A 15581-nucleotide genomic window follows, 5' to 3' on the forward strand; every position below is an offset into this window, starting at 1 on the left:
TGACCGGCCGGGCCCGCTCGACGCTCCGGGACGGTCCCACCCCAGGGGCGCGGGGAACTGCGCGCCCGGCCCCCACGGCGCGGCACCCGAAGACGACGGACCCCGAGCCGTTGGATGACCGGCCGGGCCCGCTCGACGCTCCGGGACGGTCCCACCCCAGGGGCGCGGGGAACTGCGCGCCCGGCCCCCACGGCGCGGCACCCGAAGACGGCGGGCCCTACCGCTTGCGCCCGACCCCGCAGTACGCATCCACAGCCGCGGCCGAAGCCCCCGCACCGCCGACCCCGGACTCCTCCGCCCGCCACTCGGGAACCCTCACCACCCCCGGCTCCACCAGCTCCAGCCCGTCGAAGAACCCTGCGATCTCGGCGACCGGCCGGACGTAGTACGGCACCGCCCCACTCGCGTTGTACGCCTCGGACGCGGCGATCATGCCCTCACTGGTCGCGGTGCTGTCGCTGATCACCAGGTAGCTCCCGGCCGCCAACCCGGCCATCAGCTGCCGCACCAGCTCACGCGCCCGCTCGTAGTCGGCGACATGACCGAGCGTGTTGAGGATCATCAGCCCGACCGGCCGTGAGAGATCCAGCGTGCCGGCGGCGGCCTTCAGCACGGCCTGCGGGTCGTACAGGTCGGCGTCCAGATACGCGGTCCTGCCCTCGGCGGTGCTGGTGAGCAGCGCGTTGGCATGGGCCAGCACGATGGGGTCGTTGTCGACGTAGACGATCCGGGCGTCCGGAGCGACACGCTGCGCGACCTCGTGCGTGTTGTCGGCGGTGGGCAACCCCGTACCGACGTCCAGGAACTGCCGTACGCCCTGCTCACCCGCCAGATACGTGACGGCCCGCCCCAGGAACCGGCGGCTCGTGACCGCCACGTCGACGAGCCCCGGGAAGATCGACTTGATCTGGTCGCCGATCTCGCGGTCGACCTCGTAGTTGTCCTTGCCGCCGACGAAGTAGTTCCAGAAGCGCGCCGAGTGCGGCTTGGAGGTGTCGATGCGGTCACGCAGGCTGTCGTGGGACACGGCGGGGCCTCCTGGGGGGTGGGGAAGGGAGTCCGGCCCACCAACCTAGGGGAACTTCCATGCGGGGCAGGGCTGTTGCCCTACCCCGCACCGGACCGCCGTGGTGTTTCGGCCACGCCCCGCGGCTACACCCCGCGGGAGGCGAAACCGCCTATCTCTCCGCCACCGAGCCCGCCGCCCTCGTGCCCGTGGCGCTGGGTGACCAGCCAGAACGCCCACGCCAGGGACCACAGCAGCAGCCCCGTCGCGACCGGCGTACCGAAAATGATCAGCAGCCCGGCGCCGATGTTCGCTCCGATGCCACCCGCGGTCAGGATCCGCCACCCCACACCGGCCATGAGCCCGAGCGCCACCAGCGGCCCGACCACACCCCACCACCGCTGGTCCATCGCCCCGCGCAGCGAGGCCCGCACGAGCACCGCCGCCCCGGCCACCACCAGCACCAGCGCGAGCCCACCCGCGACCGCGGCCACGCCGTCCCCGATGTCCCACGGCTGGAAGGCGTAGTCGAGCTCACCGGCCGGCAGCCCGTCGTGGTTCTGCTGCCCCATCAGCCCCCAAGCGGCCACAGGCACCCCGCCGACAAGCGCGGCCCCGGCCGCCACGATTCCCCGATTCGTCATGCGTCCAGGATCCGGGGCGGCGCGGGCCCCGTCATGAGCACCTGTACTCAAGTACGCCGTACACCAGAACCCGTGCGCACCCCTGGCGGTGCCGCTGCTCACGGGCCGGCCCGGCCGGGTGGCGCGACGGCGTGGGAGCCGTCGCGCCGTGTGCTCACGGGGCCACCGCGCGGCCCGTCCGCGGGGAGATCGTTCCCGCGCACAGGCCCCGGGACGCCAGGTTCTGGGCGATGCGGGGGATGGCCGCGAGGGTGTTGGCGGGGCCGTCGTGCATCAGGATGATCTGGCCGTCGGTGAGCCGGGCGGCGGACTGGACGATCGCGTCGGTGCTCGCGCCGTTCCAGTCCTGTGAGTCGACCTGCCAGAGGATCTCCGTCAGGCCGTAGCGAGCCGCGACGGACCGCACCGTCGCATTGGTCTCCCCGTACGGCGGGCGGAACAACTTCGGCGTGCCGCCTCCCGCGTCGGCGATGGCCTGCTGGGTGCGGGAGATCTCGGAGTCGATCTGCGCCTGGCTCAGCCGGGTCAGGTGCGGGTGGGTGTAGCTGTGGTTGGCCACCCACATGCCCGCGGCCACCTGCGCCCGGACCAGGGACGGGTTGGCCGCCGCGGACTGGCCCGCGTTGAACATCGTGGCCCGCAGCCCGCTGCGGCGGAGCGTGTCGAGCAGCCTCGTCGTGTTGCCGGAAGGACCGTCGTCGAAGGTGAGCCCGACGTAGCCGGTGCAGGCGGCGGCCCGTGACGGCGCGGCGGTCGAGACCGCGGCGGCAGTGACGTTCGAGGCCACGGTGGTCGTGACGGCGACGGCCGCGGCCGCCACCGTCACGAGCATCCCGCGCACGGGTCCCCTCCTCGCCACCGCGGCGAGAACGGCCGGCACGGGCTTCGTCCTCATGACCCCACCCGGATACTGGAGTTGCCGCTGCTCCGGTATCCCTCGGTCGCCATGATCATGTAGTACTTGAAGTTGCCCAGGGGCATCCCGGCCCGGGCCCACGCGTCGAAGTGGTTGCCGGCCGTGATGGTGCCGCCCGTCCGCTTCGACTGCCGCACGCTCCAGTACTGGTCGAAGGTGCGTACCCCCTCGACGGACGGGGCGTTGTATCGCGTCGTCTTGTAGATGTCGTACGTACCGCCGTCGCTGGTGACGGTGCCCTTGTAGGTGCCGGTGGGCCGGTAGGTGCCCCAGTTGTCGACGATGTAGTACTCGACGAGCGGGTTCGCCGTCCAGCCGTACAGGGTCAGATAGGCGTTGCCGGACGGGTTGAACGTGCCCGAGTACGTCACGGTGCGGCGGGCCCCGGTGCTCCAGCCCTTGCCTGCGACGAAGTTACCGGTGTTGCGCCATGAGGTGCTGTAACTGCCGCCGGAGGAAAGGGTCATGGAGACCGTGCCCGGCGCGTCCGTCCAGAACGAGTAGTGGTAACCGTTGTTGGTGCCGGTCTGGTTCGTGGTGACGACGGTGTCGGCGTGCGCGGTGCCCGGCATGGCGAGCGCCGCGGCCGCGACCAGCAGCATGGTGCAGGTGCTGCTGATGAGCAGCCGGAAACGGCCTGGTGACTTCTTCACGGGGGTGCTTCCTCCTCGTCCGAGTGGGGTGGGTCGACGGGGGAGCTCTGTCACCGGGGAGTGTTGGCCGGGGCCTTTCAACTGTCAATGGTTTCGGCGGTGTTTGCGAAATGTTCGGGATGGCGTGAGGGCGGGCCGTTTCATGTTTCCACTGCTCGTGCGGGGTTTGGTGGTTGCGGAGGGGAAAGTTCCCTACCTCGTGGCGCCTTTGTCGCGCGGAATGCAGGATTCCTCTACTCGAATGTTTCGGAGTATTTCCGGATCGCATTCCGGTCGGGTCGCCCGCGGGGCCGACGGAATACGGCCTCCTCGCAATTCGCGAGAACATGGCGGGCCGGCCAATGTACTCTCCGCGAGTGACATCAACGTCCGCCGCGACACCCGCCACTCCGTCCGAGAAGGACGCCGAGTGCCTCGCCCTCACCCGCGATCTGCGCCGCCGAGGCGTGCTGGTGCTCTCTGCTTTCGCCCTGCTGTGGGCCGTGGCGGCGGCCTCCGGGACCGGCTCGGCGACGGATGCCGTACCGCTCTGCATCGAGGTGGCGGCGCTGCTGCTCACCGCGGCGGCGATCCGCCTCGGGTATCGCAAGGGCGCCGCGCCCTCGCCCCGGACGGTGAACCTCCCCGCCCACTGGGCGCGCGGCGTGGGCATCGTCAACACCGTCGAGCTGGTGGCCGTCTTCGCCGTCATCGCCGCGGCCGACGCCGCAGGCCGGCCCGAGGTCGTCCCGGCCGGCATCGCCCTCGTCGTGGGCCTGCACTTCTTCCCGCTCGCCCGGCTGTACGACCAGTGGCAGTACCGGTGGACGGCGTCGCTGCTGACGGCCGTCGCGGTCACCGGGTTCGTCCTCGTCGCGGCCGGTCTGGCGAGCGAGACCGTGCGGGTCGTGGTGGGCCTGGGCAGCGCGTCGGTGTTGTGGGCCTCGTCGTACCACCTGGCGCTGCGCGGCTAGGTTCCGTCCGTGCCGGTCGGCCCGGCACGGTCGGCCGCGACCGGGACGCACGCCTCCGGCCCGCGTGGCCTCACTCGGCCGCGTAGGCCCCCGTGAGGTAGTCCAGCTCGGGACTGGGCGGCCCGCACCGGAGGATCGCGTCCACCGCCGGCCACACCTCGACGGGCACGGGGTAGCAGTAGATCATCCAGGGGTCGCCGGGATCCGGCTTGATCACCTCACGCAACAGCAGGAGCTGTTCACGGCTGATGGGGTGCTCCACCCGCAAGGTGTCGTCCGCCTTGCCGAACCCCTCCAGAACCCAGATGGCGTCGGGTGCTTCCGGCAGCATTTCCTGGTCCTCGGGCGCTGTGCCGGGCCGCTGCTCGGGGTCCGGTGTCGTCACAGCGGGTTGAGGCGGGCCTTGAGCAGGCAGAACTCATTGCCCTCCGGGTCCATGAGAACGTGCCACTGCTCCTCGCCGGTCTGGCCGATGTCGGCCGGGCGCGCCCCGAGCTTCAGGAGGCGTTCGAGCTCGGCGTCCTGATCGCGGTCGGTGGCGTTGACGTCGATGTGCAGCCGGGACTTCCCGGGCTCCGGCTCGTCCCTGCGGCTGAGGATGATCGTCGGCTGCGGGCCGCCGAACCCTTCGCGCGGGCCGATCTCAAGGGTGCCGTCGTCCTCGCGGTCGAGTACGACGAAGTCCAGGACCTCACACCAGAACCGTGCCAGCACCTCGGGGTCGCGGCATCCGAGCACGAGCTCACTGATACGACATGCCATGGACGAGACCCACTCTCAGTGTCGGAACGGCCGGGGCGTCACGCGGAGCTCTCGAGCAGCCCACAGCGGGAACGCGCTCGTGACCGTACCGGCCGGGACGAACCGCTGCGAATGTTTTTGGTACGTGCCCATACCCGCGCGTGAAAATGCTGGGCAAACCCGACGACGCCCCCCGCAGCCGACGTGCGTACCTGTTCGCTCGAACGTCGAGGCAGAGGTGAGGGCACCTCCACGAGAGTCACCCGTTCCACGCGCTGGATCGTGCCACACGGTGCCTCTTTCCGGAGCCGCCGACGACACCCACCGGGCCGGTCCCTGCGGTAATTCGCTTGCCCGGGCCACGATCCGCCGTTGCAATGTGGCGACCGGACACCACGAGTGGTCGTGGTGGAGGTGTCCCGAGGAGGCCGCGGCAGCGATGGAGATCCGTCCCACGACCGACGAGGATCTCGACGTCTTCGTCGACACCGTTCATGCCGCGTTCGGGCACTTCCCGGAGACCCCGGTCGACGGCGGCGGGCTCTGGTGGTCGGCGCTCGAAACGGACCGCTGCCTGCTCGCCCGGACGGCGGACGGCCGACCCGTCGGCACCGCCGCCACGCACGCCTTCGAGCTCACCCTGCCCGGCGAGACCCTCGTCCCGGCCCCCGGGGTGACCGCCGTCGGCGTCCTGCCCTCGCACCGGCGCCAGGGCGTGCTCACCGCGATGATGCGGTATCAGCTCGCCGAGCTGCGGGCCCGCGGGGAGCTCCTGTCCGTGCTGCTGGCCTCCGAGGCCTCGATCTACGGCAGGTTCGGCTACGGACCGGCGACCTGCACGGCGCAGCTGAAGGTGCCGCGCCACGAGGCGGCCCTCGCACCGCCCCGCGCACGCGGCCTGGCCGACCGGCCGGCGACCGGCTCGGGCGACGGCCCGGGCAACGGTTCGGGCGATGCCTCGCGCCACGACCCCGGCAGCGGCTCGGTCGAGGTGCTGCGCCGGGCCGAGTGCGGGGGGATCCTGGAGGACGTCTACGACCGGTACCGCCGCGCCCAGCCCGGCGCGCTGTCCCGGCCGCACCGCTGGTGGGCCCTGCGGGCGGGGCAGCCCCCGATCTCGCGGGAGCCCCGCTACATAGCTGTCCACCGGGACGCCGACGGGGTCCCGGACGGGTACGCCAGCTACTCGATCGAGTCCGGCACCCTGACGGTCGACGAGACCATCGCCACCGACGACGCCGTCTTCACGGCCCTGGCCCGGTTCGCCCTCGAACACGACCTGGTGTCCCAGGTCGTGTTCAAGCACCTCCAGCCCGAACACCCGTTGCGCCGGCAGCTCGCGGACTTCCGCGCCGGTCAGGTGAGCGGCGACATGGACTGGCTCTGGGTACGGCTGCTGGACGTCCCGCGTGCGCTGACCGCGCGCGGCTGGTTCACGGACGGCGAGCTCGTCCTGGACGTCCACGACCCGTTCCTCGGCGAACGCGACCGCTACCTGCTGACCGTCCGGAACGGCAAGGCCGACTGCGCCCCGACGGACCGGAAGCCCGACCTCTCCCTCGACATCCGAGACCTGGGCTCGGTCTACCTCGGCGGCACCGCCCCGAGCACCCTCGTGCGCGCCGGACACGTCCTGGCCCACCACCCGGAGGCGGCCGCCCTCGCCGACACCCTCTTCCGGGCCGAGCGCTCCCCGCACTGCCTGCACTGGTTCTGACCCGTGCCTCTCAGACCTCAGCGGTCGTCGAGGCAGCGCTCTTCGAGAACGTCGACAAGGGCCGTGGCGACGAGGGCGACATCGCTGTCGTCGTCGTGGGCCAGTTGACGCAGGACCTCCTGAGCGGTGGCTCCCGCGAGCTCGACCAGCGCTTGTGTGAGGCGAATCCGCGCGGCGGAGTTCGCGGTGGGCGCGGACAGTTCGTCGACCAGGGCCGTCGTGATCCGGTCCGTGCACTCGGGGTCCAGGGACAGAGTTCCCAGCACCTCCGCCGCGTCCACGTCGTTGGAGCCCTCCACCACCATGCCGACGAGTGTGGGCACGGCCGCGGCCACGCCCTGCCTGCCCAGAGCCAGAGCAGCGTGCCTGCGCACCGTCGCGTCCGGGTCGCCGAGAGCGTCCGCGAGCACCTCGACGGCACCCGGGGCCTCGGGCATCCCGGCGATCGCCAGCACCGCGCGCCGCCGGACCCCGGCGTCCTCCGAGTGCGCGCCGGCGCGCAGCGTCGCCATGCCGTCGCCGCCCGATCGGGCGAGCGCCCAGCGCAGCGCGCCCGCGACGTGCGGGTCGGATTCGGTCAGGACCGCCCCGGCCAGCAGTTCGGCGGGTACCGGCACGTCCTCCGGCCGGGCCAGGACGGCCTGCTGTCTGCGCGCGGCACTGGTCGAGTCGAGTTCCCGCATGAGTTCGACGACGCGCAGCACTTCCGGCCAGCCGGTGGGCGTCGACGCGTCGATCGCACGGAGCCGCTCGAGCAGCTCCTCCTCCCGTGCCAGGCGGTCCTCCGTCTGCCGGATGAGGTCACTGACCAGGGCGGACGGTGTGAAGGCCGGGTCCTCCAGCGCACGCCCGATCTGCTTGAGCGAGAGTCCGAGGGTCCGCAGGCTCTCCACGTGGAAGATCCGGCGGACGTCCTCGGCGGAGTACTCGCGGTAGCCACCGGCGGTGCGACCCGTGGGCCGCACCAACCCCAGTGCGTCGTAGTGCCGGAGCATCCGGGTGCTCACTCCGGAGCGGCGGGCCACATCGCCGATCAGCAAGGTGCGTCCTCCGCCTCCGCGGCGGCGGCAGCTCGTCCCGGGCCGAGTGCGACCACGCGCTTCGCCTCGTCGAGGGCCGCGTCGAAGCCGGTCTCCGGGTTCTGCCGGAGCAGCTCGGTGGCGCGGGCGTGTGCGGCAACCGCCGGGTCGGAACTCTCCCCCGCCTTCTCCAGGAGGGGCTTGGTCACGTCACCGAGGTCGACCAGGGCCCGGCTCAGACTCAGCTGCACATCGCGGTCACCGCGGCCGAGCTGCAGGACCAGCTCGGCCGCCGGCTCCTTCTCCTCGCCCTCGGGCACCAGGACGACCGCGACGCGCCACGCGGTCCGCGCGACCTCGTCGTCGGCGTCCCGCAGCAGGTCGCGGGTGATCCACGCCCACGTGCTCCGGTCGCCGATCTTGGAGAGTGTGTGCAGCGCCTGGCTACGGGCCTGGGGCCGCTCGGAGTCGAGCTCCTGGCGGATCCGCGGCAGGGTGATCCGCGGTGGGAGACGGGTCAGCGCCCAGGACAGCATGTCTCGTACGAAGAAGTCCGGCTCGACCGCGCACCGCTCGACGAGCGTCCCCAGGAACACGGGATCGGGGTTCGAGCCGACCGCCAGGGCCGCCCGCAGCCGGACCGTCGGGTCGTCAGCGCCCAGGGCTTGGGTCACACGGGTGTTCTGCGGGGTTGTGTCGGTCGTGTTGATCGGGACCACCTCCAGGGCCCAAGTGGAGACCTTGTCATCGTGTCAAGGTCAAGCCTGCGACCGGCGGCCTGCGACCGGCGGCCTGCGACCGGCGGCCTGCGACCGGCGGCCTGCGACCGGCGGCCGAGCCGCCACCGGAGTCCCGGCCACGGAAGAACGCCGTGGCCGGAACCCCGAGGTCAGCCATCGCCACAGCCAGGGCTTCCGCTCCGGCTGCCCCTGACGGCGAAGGGGCCGCCCACCGCTAGTTCCGGAACCGGAACACGATCCGCCCGCGCGTCAGGTCGTACGGCGGGAGTTCCACCAGTACCCGGTCCTCCAGCACGATCTTGATGTAGTTCTTGCGGATCTTCCCGCTGATGTGCGCGAGCACCTGGTGGCCGTTCTCCAGCTCCACGGTGAACATGGCGCTGCGCAGGCACTCGACGACCCTGCCCTCGACCTCGACGACGTTCTTGTTCTTCGTCATCGCACCAGCTCCAGGTTGCTGCTCATCGGCCGGGCGCCGACGCTCTCGAACAGCGCCGTGGCCGCGTGGTTGGACTCGTGGACCTCGGTCCAGGCCGTGGTGAACCCGGAGCGGTGCGCCGTCAGCAGCGCATGGGCCAGCAGGGCTCGCCCGATGCCGCGGCGCTGCTCGCCTGCCCGGACCGCGACCAGGCCGATGCGCGGCCGGATCGCCGTCACCACCCGGATCAGCCCCAGGTAGCGGTCCGGCGCCGCGGCCACCGCGTACTTCGCCGGGTCGACGACGGTGTCGCCCTCGGTGCGGGGCAGCACCTCGGCGGGCATCGACTGCCACCACCCGACCGTCGCCTCGACCTCGTCCCGGATCGCACGGTCCACCTCACGCAGCAGACCCTCGTCCGCCTGACCCGCGGGCACGATCGTCACGCCCGGAGGTGGCAGGACCCCGTCGAGCCCTGTGGCCCTCGGGCCGGTAGGTACGGCGTACTCCCACTCGCGGCGCCGGACCGTGAAACCGGCCCGCCGCCAGCCGGCCGTCAGCTCGACGTCCGCTTCGTCGACCACCGTGTACAGCGGCGCCGGCAGTGCCGCCACCATCACCTCGGCGAGCCGGTCGAAGGCGACGTCGTGCCAGGCGTCGATGCTGACGAACAAGCGGCCGTCGGGCCGGTGGTGCGCATGCCCGCGGCCGACCACCAGGTCGTCGTCCAGCGCGTGCCATTGCCTGTACGCGACACGCGTGATCGTCACCGCGTTCTCGCTCAGGCCGGATGCGGACGGCTTTGTGTCCATCGGAGTCTCCCTTCCAGGAGTGCCTTGATCTCAGGCGCTCCTGGCGACACCGAACGTCAGCCGCCGGACCGTGACGGATCGAGGGAGCACCCACGGGTAACTGCGTTCACGGGGCTCACCTCCTACGTCGACTTCACGGTCCGACCGGGACCGTAGCAGCGGGCCACCGCCGCGCTCAAAGCCTTTTCCGCCCGACACGGCGGACGGGGGCGGCTGATCGGACCAGCCGCCCCCGACCCGCTCGGACGGGTTTACGGAATGTAGCCGTAGTCCAGCTGGCCGGCCAGCCTCGTCCTGTCGTCCTTCAGGGACAGCACGAGCGTGCGGGCGAGGGTGCCGCCGAAGCGGGTCCCGCCGTCGGCGGTCGGGACCGTGTCGATGAAGCTCTCCACCAGCCCGTTGGGCATCACGTAGTGCGAGTACTGCTGTGTCGGGGCGTCCTCGGGGTTGCCCAGGACCAGCGCGCTGCCGTTGAGCGGCCGGTAGTCGCTGCGCAGCGACGGGCCGACGAACCCGTAGAGGCCGTCCCAGCCGCTCAGCCCCGGCGCGAACGTGAACTTGTGGCTGATCGTGAACAGGTAGTACTTGCCGCCGCGGATGATCAGGTGCGGCCGTTCGGTCTGCTGGTTCACGCAGTTGGCCGAGAGCAGCGGGGGCTGGAGCCTCCAGTTCTCCATGCTGTCGCCGTCGGCCGTGGCCAGCCCGATGTTGCCCGTGTAGTACTTCGAGTCCGCCGGCACCTCGTGGCCGGCCGGGAGGTCACCCAGGTCGCGCTCGGTGCACTGGTACGAGCCCGCGGTACCGCCCGTGTTGCCCTCGAACAGCAGGTGGACCTTGCGGTCCCGGGGGTCGCGGAAGACGAACGGGTCGCGGAAGGCGTAGATGATCGGGCCTTGTTGCGACTGTTCGAGGGTCTGGTACATCTTGCCGTCGGCCTCGGCGATGATGCGGTGGTCCCGGAAGCCGGAGAACCACACGCGGTTCTTGTCCGCGTGGATCTTGCCGGTCGCCTGCGCCAGGCGCTGCAGCGCGTCGCTGGGGTCGACCCCGCCGTTGTCGCGCCCGGAGGCGGTGTAGAAGGACTGCACCTTGTCGCCGATCAGCGCCGTCGAGCCGGCCCACTCACGTGAGCCGAACGAGGTGCCGGCCGGGAACAGGTCGCCGCCGTACTTCCAGCTCTTGGCGTCACGCGAGTAGAAGTAGCCGATCTTCGCGTACCAGTGGCGGTCGCCGAAGGGCACCGAGCGCGGGGCCGTCAGCGAGAAGATGACGTGCCAGCCCTTGTAGGTGGCGGTCCGCGTGTTGAGCTTGGTGAGCGGCCAGGTGTCCCACACCCACACCTTGTCGGTCATCACCGGGAAGTCGGGTGACACACGGGGGGCGGTGTTGGTCGTGTCCTGCTTGAGTTTCAGGGCGTCCGCGCGGGACCAGACGGCTGTGTGGTCGTCGTCGGCGGTGTACTGCCGTGCGCCCGTCCGGGACGCGTCGTGGGGGGAGGCGGAAGCGGGAGTGATGATGCCGCTCAGCGTCGCGAGGGCCGCCAGACCGGTCGCCAGCCGGAGCACCGCTCGTCTTGCTCTGTACATACGTCACCCTTGGGGGGAAGAGGGAACGAATGGAAGCTGTGGAGCCGGTTCCATCGCTGACGCTAGCTCAGTTTTGCGGAAAAAGAGTGAACTTGTGAGGTGAAGATTTACGTACGAGCAGCGGTCGGCGTTGGGTGATGGAAGTTAATGGAACCGATCCAACGGCATCGGCGCAGCTCGCGGATCAGGTTCCCGCGACGGCCGTCGTACGCCGGGGCACGAGCTCCAGTTCCAGCATCTGCTCGACGGGCTCGCCAGGGGGGCGGCCGATGCGTTCCAGAAGCAGGCGCGCGGCGATCCCGCCGCCGGCGCGCAGGGGCTGGCGTACCGTGGTCAGCCCCACGTAGGCCGCCACGTCGAGGTCGTCGAAGCCGACCACGGACAGTTCCTGAGGGACCCTCACACCCGCCGAGTTCGCCGCTTCGATCACCCCCAGTGCCCGGGTGTCGGACGCGGTGACGATCGCGCTGGGGGGCTCCGGAAGAGCCAGCAACTCGTCGGTGAGGCGGTGCGCCACGGCGCGCCCGTGGGGTCCGACCCGGACGTACGGCTCCTCCAGCGCGAGGCCGTACGCCTTCAGCGCCAGCTCGCAGCCCTCGCGCCGACGGGCGCTCGCGCTGAAACGGAAACGGTCGTCGGCGACATCGCCCATGAACGCGATGCGGCGGTGGCCGAGTTGCAGCAGATGACGCGTCGCCAGCATGCCGCCGCGCACGTCGTCGATCACCACACGTGGCAGGTCCGGGTGCTCACAGTCCAGCAGCACCGTGGGCAGACCGGCCCGGGCCAGCTGCTCCGCGTCGTCGTCGGTGGGCGGGAGCGAGATCGCCAGCAGCCCGTCGAAGCGGTCCCCGGCAGCCACCGACCGGTACTGCCGATCACGCTGGTCCGGTGAGGCCACGTCGAGCAGAGTGAGGTCGTGCTCGCGGTCGTGCAGCACGTGCGAGATGCCGCGCAGCCGCTCGACGACGGACGGCTCGGTGGCGAAGGGCGCGATGACGGCGATGCTCTGGGTGCGTCCCGTGGACAGGGCGCGAGCGCGCCGGTTGGGCCGGTAGTCCAGGTCCCGGATCACCCGCAGCACCCGCTCGCGGGTGTCCTCGCTGACATTGCGGCTGTCGTTCAGGACGCGCGAAACCGTGCCGACGCCCACCCCGGCCCGGGCCGCGACATCGCCGATGGTCGCCCGTTGTCCCACGGCCGTACAGTACCCGAACGCGCGGAACTACCTGCCCTACGCACATTTCCGGTTGCCCGGTGCCGGCCGGGCCCGCCACCTGCTCTTCCGTCCGGGGCCCCACCGCTTGCGGGAGGCGCTCCGGCCCGTCAGCGACCGCCGTCCCGCATGCGTTGCTCCCCCGACCCCCGGACGATCAGCCGGGTGGGCACGGTGATGGTGCGCGCCCGGGAGCGGTCGCCGTCGAGCCGGGCCAGGGCCGTGGCCGCTGCGCTGCGGCCGATCTCCTCGGGGTCCTGGGCCACGACGGTGAGGGCCGGTTCCAGTGCTTCGGCGAGGGCGACGTCGTCGAAGGCCACGACGGCCACGTTCTTGCGCTTGCTGCGGGCGAGTTCCGCGACGATGCCGAGCGCCATGATGTTGTTCCCGGCGAACAGGGCCGTGGGGGGATCGGGCCGTTCGAGGAGTTGCGCCGTCACGGCCTCCGCCCCCTGCTGATCGTGCGCGCTGACCACCAGCGAACGATCGTGGGGGATGTCGGCTTCCACCAGGGCTGCCCGGTATCCGGCGAGGCGTTCGCGGCGGGTGTACAGCTTGACCGGCAGGTCGCCGACGAACCCGATGCGGCGGTGCCCGTGGGCGATCAGGTGCGCGACGCCCTCCTGGGCCCCCGCACGGTTGGAGCTGACGACGCTGTCCGTGGACAGACCGACCCCCGGCCGGTCCAGGAAGACGACGGGCAGGCCCGCCGTACGGTGCGACTTGAGGTCGGAGTGGTCGGCGCCGACGGACGGCACGACGATCAGGATGCTGACCCGCCGTGCCAGGAACTGGGCCGTCAGGGCGCGCTCGCGCTCGGGGTCGTCCGCCGACGAGCCCATGAGCAGCGTCAGTCCGCGGTCCCGGACCGTGTCCTCGATACCGCGGGCCACGGCTCCGAAGAAGGGGTTGGCCAGGTCGGGGACGACCAGCCCGATGGTCGTGTCCGGACCGCCGACGCGGATGTTGCGGGCCATGAGGTTCGGCTGGAAGCCCAACTCGGCCACCGCGGCCAGCACGTGCTCCCGCGTCCGGGCCGAGACGGGCCCGTCCTCGTTGAGGACTCGGGAGACCGTCTTGGCGCTGACACCCACTTCTCTGGCGACATCGGCCAAGGTGGGTCTGCGGCTCGCTGCCATGGAGTAAACCGTCTCCTGGATGCTCCCGGTTCCGGGCCGCGGCCTCGGCCGGAACACGCGGGAGCGGGGTTGCGCTGTCAGGTGGCCTGTACTCCGGCGGCCTTCGCGGCCTCGGAATCCGCTACGACAGTATCTCCGGACTCGTCGACGGTGAGGGCGCCCGTCATGATGGCCACCACCTCCGCCATGGAGTAGTCCGACGGCTTGATCACGGCGGCGCGCCGGCCCAGCCGGTGGACGTGGATCCGATCGGCGATCTCGAAGACGTGCGGCATGTTGTGGCTGATCAGAACGACCGGCATGCCCTTGTCGCGGACGCGGCGGATCAGGTCGAGGACCTGGCCGGACTCCTTGACGCCGAGGGCGGCGGTGGGTTCGTCCATGACGACGACGCTGCGGGCCCAGGCGACGGCGCGGGCCACCGCGACGGCCTGGCGCTGTCCGCCGGAGAGGGTCTCGACGGCCTGGGTCAGCGAGCGCAGGCCGATCTTCAGGTCCGCCATGTGCTCGGCGGCCTCCTGGCGCATGCGCTTCTTGTCGAGCATCCGGAAGGCGCTGCCGAGGACGCCCGGGCGGCGCAGCTCGCGGCCGAGGAACATGTTCGAGGCGATGTCCATGGACGCCGCCACGGCGAGGTCCTGGTACACCGTCTCGATACCGTGGGCGCGTGCGCTCTGCGGGCCGGAGAACTGGATCCGCTCACCGTTCAGGCGGATTTCCCCCTCGTCCGGCACCACCGCGCCGGTGAGGGCCTTGATGAGGCTGGTCTTGCCCGCGCCGTTGTCGCCGATGACGGCGAGGACCTCACCGGGCATCAGGTCGAAGTCGGCGCCGTCGATGGCGGTGACCTGGCCGTAGCGCTTGACGAGACCGCGCGCCTGCAGCACGGGGGTCTCGGTGGTGGTCGTGGTCATCGGGCCTTCCTCCGGGAGATCTGGTCGACGGTCACCGCGAGGATCACCAGCACCCCGGTGATCAGGGTCTGGTAGATCGAGGCGACGCCCATCAGCTGGAGCCCGTTGCGGAAGACGCCGACGATGAGAACGCCGATGAACGTGCCCAGGACCGAGCCGCGTCCGCCGAAGAGGCTGGTGCCGCCGAGCACCACGGCGGTGATGCTGTCGAGGTTGTCGGTCTGCCCGGCCTGCGGATCGCCCACGCCGGTACGGGAGATGAGCAGCAGGGCGGCGATGCCGTAGAGGAGACCGGCCACGGTGTAGACGCCGATGGTCAGCCGGGAGGTGCGGATGCCGTTCAGCCGCGCCGCTTCCGGGCTGTTGCCCAGCGCGTAGACGTGCCGGCCCCAGCCGGTGCTGCTCAGCGCGTAGGCGAGGAGGAGGAACAGGGCGATGGTGACCAGCGAGCCGTAGGTGATGTCGGTCTTGCCCAGCGGGAAGGTCTGCCCGAGGGCCGTCAGCGGGCCCGGCAGGTTGCTGACCGTCTGCTCCTCGGAGTAGATGTGCGTCAGCGCGAACGCCACGTTGAGCATGCCGAGGGTGACGATGAACGGCGGCAGCGGGATCTTCTGCACGAGTGCCCCGTTGAGCATGCCGAAGCCGGCGCAGACGACCAGGCCCAGCGCGATCGCGGCGAGCGGTGGCAGGGATCCCTCGGCGGCCATCTTCGCGATCACGATGCTGCCGAACGCCATCACCGCTCCGCAGGACAGGTCGATGCCCGCGGTGAGGATGATGAGCGTCTGGCCGATGGCCAGCGTGCCGACGACCATGACCTGCTGGACGATCAGCGAGAAGTTCCCGCCGGTGAGGAACTGGTCGGTCGAGGTGGCGAAGAAGACGCAGGCCAGCAGGAGGGCGATCAGCGGGCCGGTGGTCGGTTGGGTGAGCAGTCGGCGGACCGTGGTCGGCGCTTTGAGATCGGCGTACGGCGTGGACGTGGAGGGTGGCGTGGACGTGGCAGTCATGCGAGGTCCTTGTCGGAAGACAGAAGTCCTTGTCCGTCCCTTCAGGGCGGCAGGAGGACGAGGAGGCGGCCGTCCCGCATCGGGGAGGAGGGACCGG

The 15581-nt window shown here is 71.0% G+C and carries 16 protein-coding genes and 1 pseudogene; 2 read left to right on the forward strand and 15 right to left on the reverse strand.

Annotated features, from left to right (window positions below; all coding sequences use genetic code 11):
- Window positions 1–217: 217 nt before the first annotated feature.
- From ACFCXS_RS14350 to ACFCXS_RS14365, 4 genes and pseudogenes are all read right to left on the reverse strand, one after another.
- Entirely contained in the window at window positions 218–1027 is an 810-nt protein-coding gene (locus ACFCXS_RS14350) for an SAM-dependent methyltransferase (protein ID WP_376643548.1), read from the reverse strand.
- A 125-nt stretch (window positions 1028–1152) separates the two neighbouring features.
- Entirely contained in the window at window positions 1153–1650 is a 498-nt protein-coding gene (locus ACFCXS_RS14355) for a hypothetical protein (protein WP_376643549.1), read from the reverse strand.
- 157 nt (window positions 1651–1807) lie between these two features.
- Window positions 1808–2482, reverse strand: a pseudogene (locus tag ACFCXS_RS14360) (polysaccharide deacetylase family protein); the annotation flags it as partial.
- Between the two features lie 59 nt (window positions 2483–2541).
- Entirely contained in the window at window positions 2542–3168 is a 627-nt protein-coding gene (locus ACFCXS_RS14365) for a glycoside hydrolase family 11 protein (RefSeq protein WP_376643835.1), read from the reverse strand.
- A 407-nt stretch (window positions 3169–3575) separates the two neighbouring features.
- On the opposite strand from ACFCXS_RS14365, the gene ACFCXS_RS14370 reads away from it, so the two are divergent.
- Complete coding sequence (locus tag ACFCXS_RS14370) at window positions 3576–4172, forward strand: DUF7010 family protein (RefSeq protein ID WP_376643550.1); 597 nt, start codon at window positions 3576–3578, stop codon at window positions 4170–4172.
- A 70-nt stretch (window positions 4173–4242) separates the two neighbouring features.
- Here ACFCXS_RS14370 and ACFCXS_RS14375 read toward each other — a convergent pair whose 3' ends face one another.
- Window positions 4243–4557: a hypothetical protein gene (locus ACFCXS_RS14375; RefSeq protein WP_376643551.1), complete on the reverse strand. Its 315-nt coding sequence runs from the start codon at window positions 4555–4557 to the stop codon at window positions 4243–4245.
- Window positions 4554–4934 (reverse strand): VOC family protein, encoded by a 381-nt coding sequence (locus ACFCXS_RS14380; protein ID WP_376643552.1) that lies wholly within the window; start codon window positions 4932–4934, stop codon window positions 4554–4556. The genes ACFCXS_RS14375 and ACFCXS_RS14380 overlap by 4 nt, the downstream gene beginning before the upstream one ends.
- 418 nt (window positions 4935–5352) lie before the next feature.
- Between ACFCXS_RS14380 and ACFCXS_RS14385 the strand changes: the two genes are divergently transcribed.
- The gene (locus ACFCXS_RS14385) at window positions 5353–6630 is read left to right on the forward strand and encodes a GNAT family N-acetyltransferase (RefSeq protein ID WP_376643553.1); all 1278 of its coding nucleotides are present in this window, start codon (window positions 5353–5355) and stop codon (window positions 6628–6630) included.
- A 17-nt stretch (window positions 6631–6647) separates the two neighbouring features.
- Here ACFCXS_RS14385 and ACFCXS_RS14390 read toward each other — a convergent pair whose 3' ends face one another.
- The 9 genes from ACFCXS_RS14390 to ACFCXS_RS14430 form a co-directional block, all read right to left on the reverse strand.
- Window positions 6648–7670 (reverse strand): MerR family transcriptional regulator, encoded by a 1023-nt coding sequence (locus ACFCXS_RS14390; RefSeq protein ID WP_376643554.1) that lies wholly within the window; start codon window positions 7668–7670, stop codon window positions 6648–6650.
- A complete protein-coding gene (locus ACFCXS_RS14395; protein WP_376643555.1) occupies window positions 7664–8323 on the reverse strand; it encodes a HEAT repeat domain-containing protein in 660 nt (219 codons plus the stop codon). Before ACFCXS_RS14395 ends, ACFCXS_RS14390 begins: the two co-directional genes overlap by 7 nt.
- 280 nt (window positions 8324–8603) lie before the next feature.
- Window positions 8604–8828, reverse strand: a complete 225-nt coding sequence (gene infA / locus ACFCXS_RS14400; RefSeq protein ID WP_376643556.1) for a translation initiation factor IF-1 — start codon at window positions 8826–8828, stop codon at window positions 8604–8606.
- Window positions 8825–9619: a GNAT family N-acetyltransferase gene (locus ACFCXS_RS14405; RefSeq protein ID WP_376643557.1), complete on the reverse strand. Its 795-nt coding sequence runs from the start codon at window positions 9617–9619 to the stop codon at window positions 8825–8827. Before ACFCXS_RS14405 ends, infA begins: the two co-directional genes overlap by 4 nt.
- A gap of 251 nt (window positions 9620–9870) precedes the next feature.
- Window positions 9871–11205, reverse strand: coding sequence for a glycoside hydrolase family 68 protein (locus tag ACFCXS_RS14410; RefSeq protein WP_376643558.1), 1335 nt, complete (start codon window positions 11203–11205; stop codon window positions 9871–9873).
- 184 nt (window positions 11206–11389) lie between these two features.
- Window positions 11390–12403, reverse strand: a complete 1014-nt coding sequence (locus tag ACFCXS_RS14415; protein ID WP_376643559.1) for a LacI family DNA-binding transcriptional regulator — start codon at window positions 12401–12403, stop codon at window positions 11390–11392.
- Window positions 12404–12531: 128 nt separating this feature from the next.
- Window positions 12532–13560, reverse strand: a complete 1029-nt coding sequence (locus ACFCXS_RS14420) for a LacI family DNA-binding transcriptional regulator (protein WP_376643560.1) — start codon at window positions 13558–13560, stop codon at window positions 12532–12534.
- 77 nt (window positions 13561–13637) lie between these two features.
- Window positions 13638–14474 carry an ATP-binding cassette domain-containing protein gene (locus ACFCXS_RS14425; RefSeq protein ID WP_376643561.1) on the reverse strand — a complete coding sequence of 279 codons (837 nt, stop codon included), beginning with the start codon at window positions 14472–14474 and terminating at the stop codon, window positions 13638–13640.
- Entirely contained in the window at window positions 14471–15484 is a 1014-nt protein-coding gene (locus tag ACFCXS_RS14430; protein ID WP_376643562.1) for an ABC transporter permease, read from the reverse strand. The genes ACFCXS_RS14425 and ACFCXS_RS14430 overlap by 4 nt, the downstream gene beginning before the upstream one ends.
- Window positions 15485–15581 lie beyond the last annotated feature (97 nt).

This window comes from Streptomyces sp. NPDC056373 (assembly GCF_042262425.1).
Classification (GTDB): domain Bacteria; phylum Actinomycetota; class Actinomycetes; order Streptomycetales; family Streptomycetaceae; genus Streptomyces.

Excerpts from the sequence above, each read along its gene's own strand:
- ACFCXS_RS14385 (WP_376643553.1), top strand. The coding sequence starts at position 5,353 with ATGGAGATCCGTCCCACGACCGACGAGGATCTCGACGTCTTCGTCGAC.
- ACFCXS_RS14365 (WP_376643835.1), bottom strand. The coding sequence starts at position 3,168 with ATGCTGCTGGTCGCGGCCGCGGCGCTCGCCATGCCGGGCACCGCGCAC.
- ACFCXS_RS14410 (WP_376643558.1), bottom strand. The coding sequence starts at position 11,205 with ATGTACAGAGCAAGACGAGCGGTGCTCCGGCTGGCGACCGGTCTGGCG.
- ACFCXS_RS14430 (WP_376643562.1), bottom strand. The coding sequence starts at position 15,484 with ATGACTGCCACGTCCACGCCACCCTCCACGTCCACGCCGTACGCCGAT.
- ACFCXS_RS14355 (WP_376643549.1), bottom strand. The coding sequence starts at position 1,650 with ATGACGAATCGGGGAATCGTGGCGGCCGGGGCCGCGCTTGTCGGCGGG.
- ACFCXS_RS14405 (WP_376643557.1), bottom strand. The coding sequence starts at position 9,619 with ATGGACACAAAGCCGTCCGCATCCGGCCTGAGCGAGAACGCGGTGACG.
- infA (WP_376643556.1), bottom strand. The coding sequence starts at position 8,828 with ATGACGAAGAACAAGAACGTCGTCGAGGTCGAGGGCAGGGTCGTCGAG.
- ACFCXS_RS14420 (WP_376643560.1), bottom strand. The coding sequence starts at position 13,560 with ATGGCAGCGAGCCGCAGACCCACCTTGGCCGATGTCGCCAGAGAAGTG.
- ACFCXS_RS14425 (WP_376643561.1), bottom strand. The coding sequence starts at position 14,474 with ATGACCACGACCACCACCGAGACCCCCGTGCTGCAGGCGCGCGGTCTC.
- ACFCXS_RS14380 (WP_376643552.1), bottom strand. The coding sequence starts at position 4,934 with ATGGCATGTCGTATCAGTGAGCTCGTGCTCGGATGCCGCGACCCCGAG.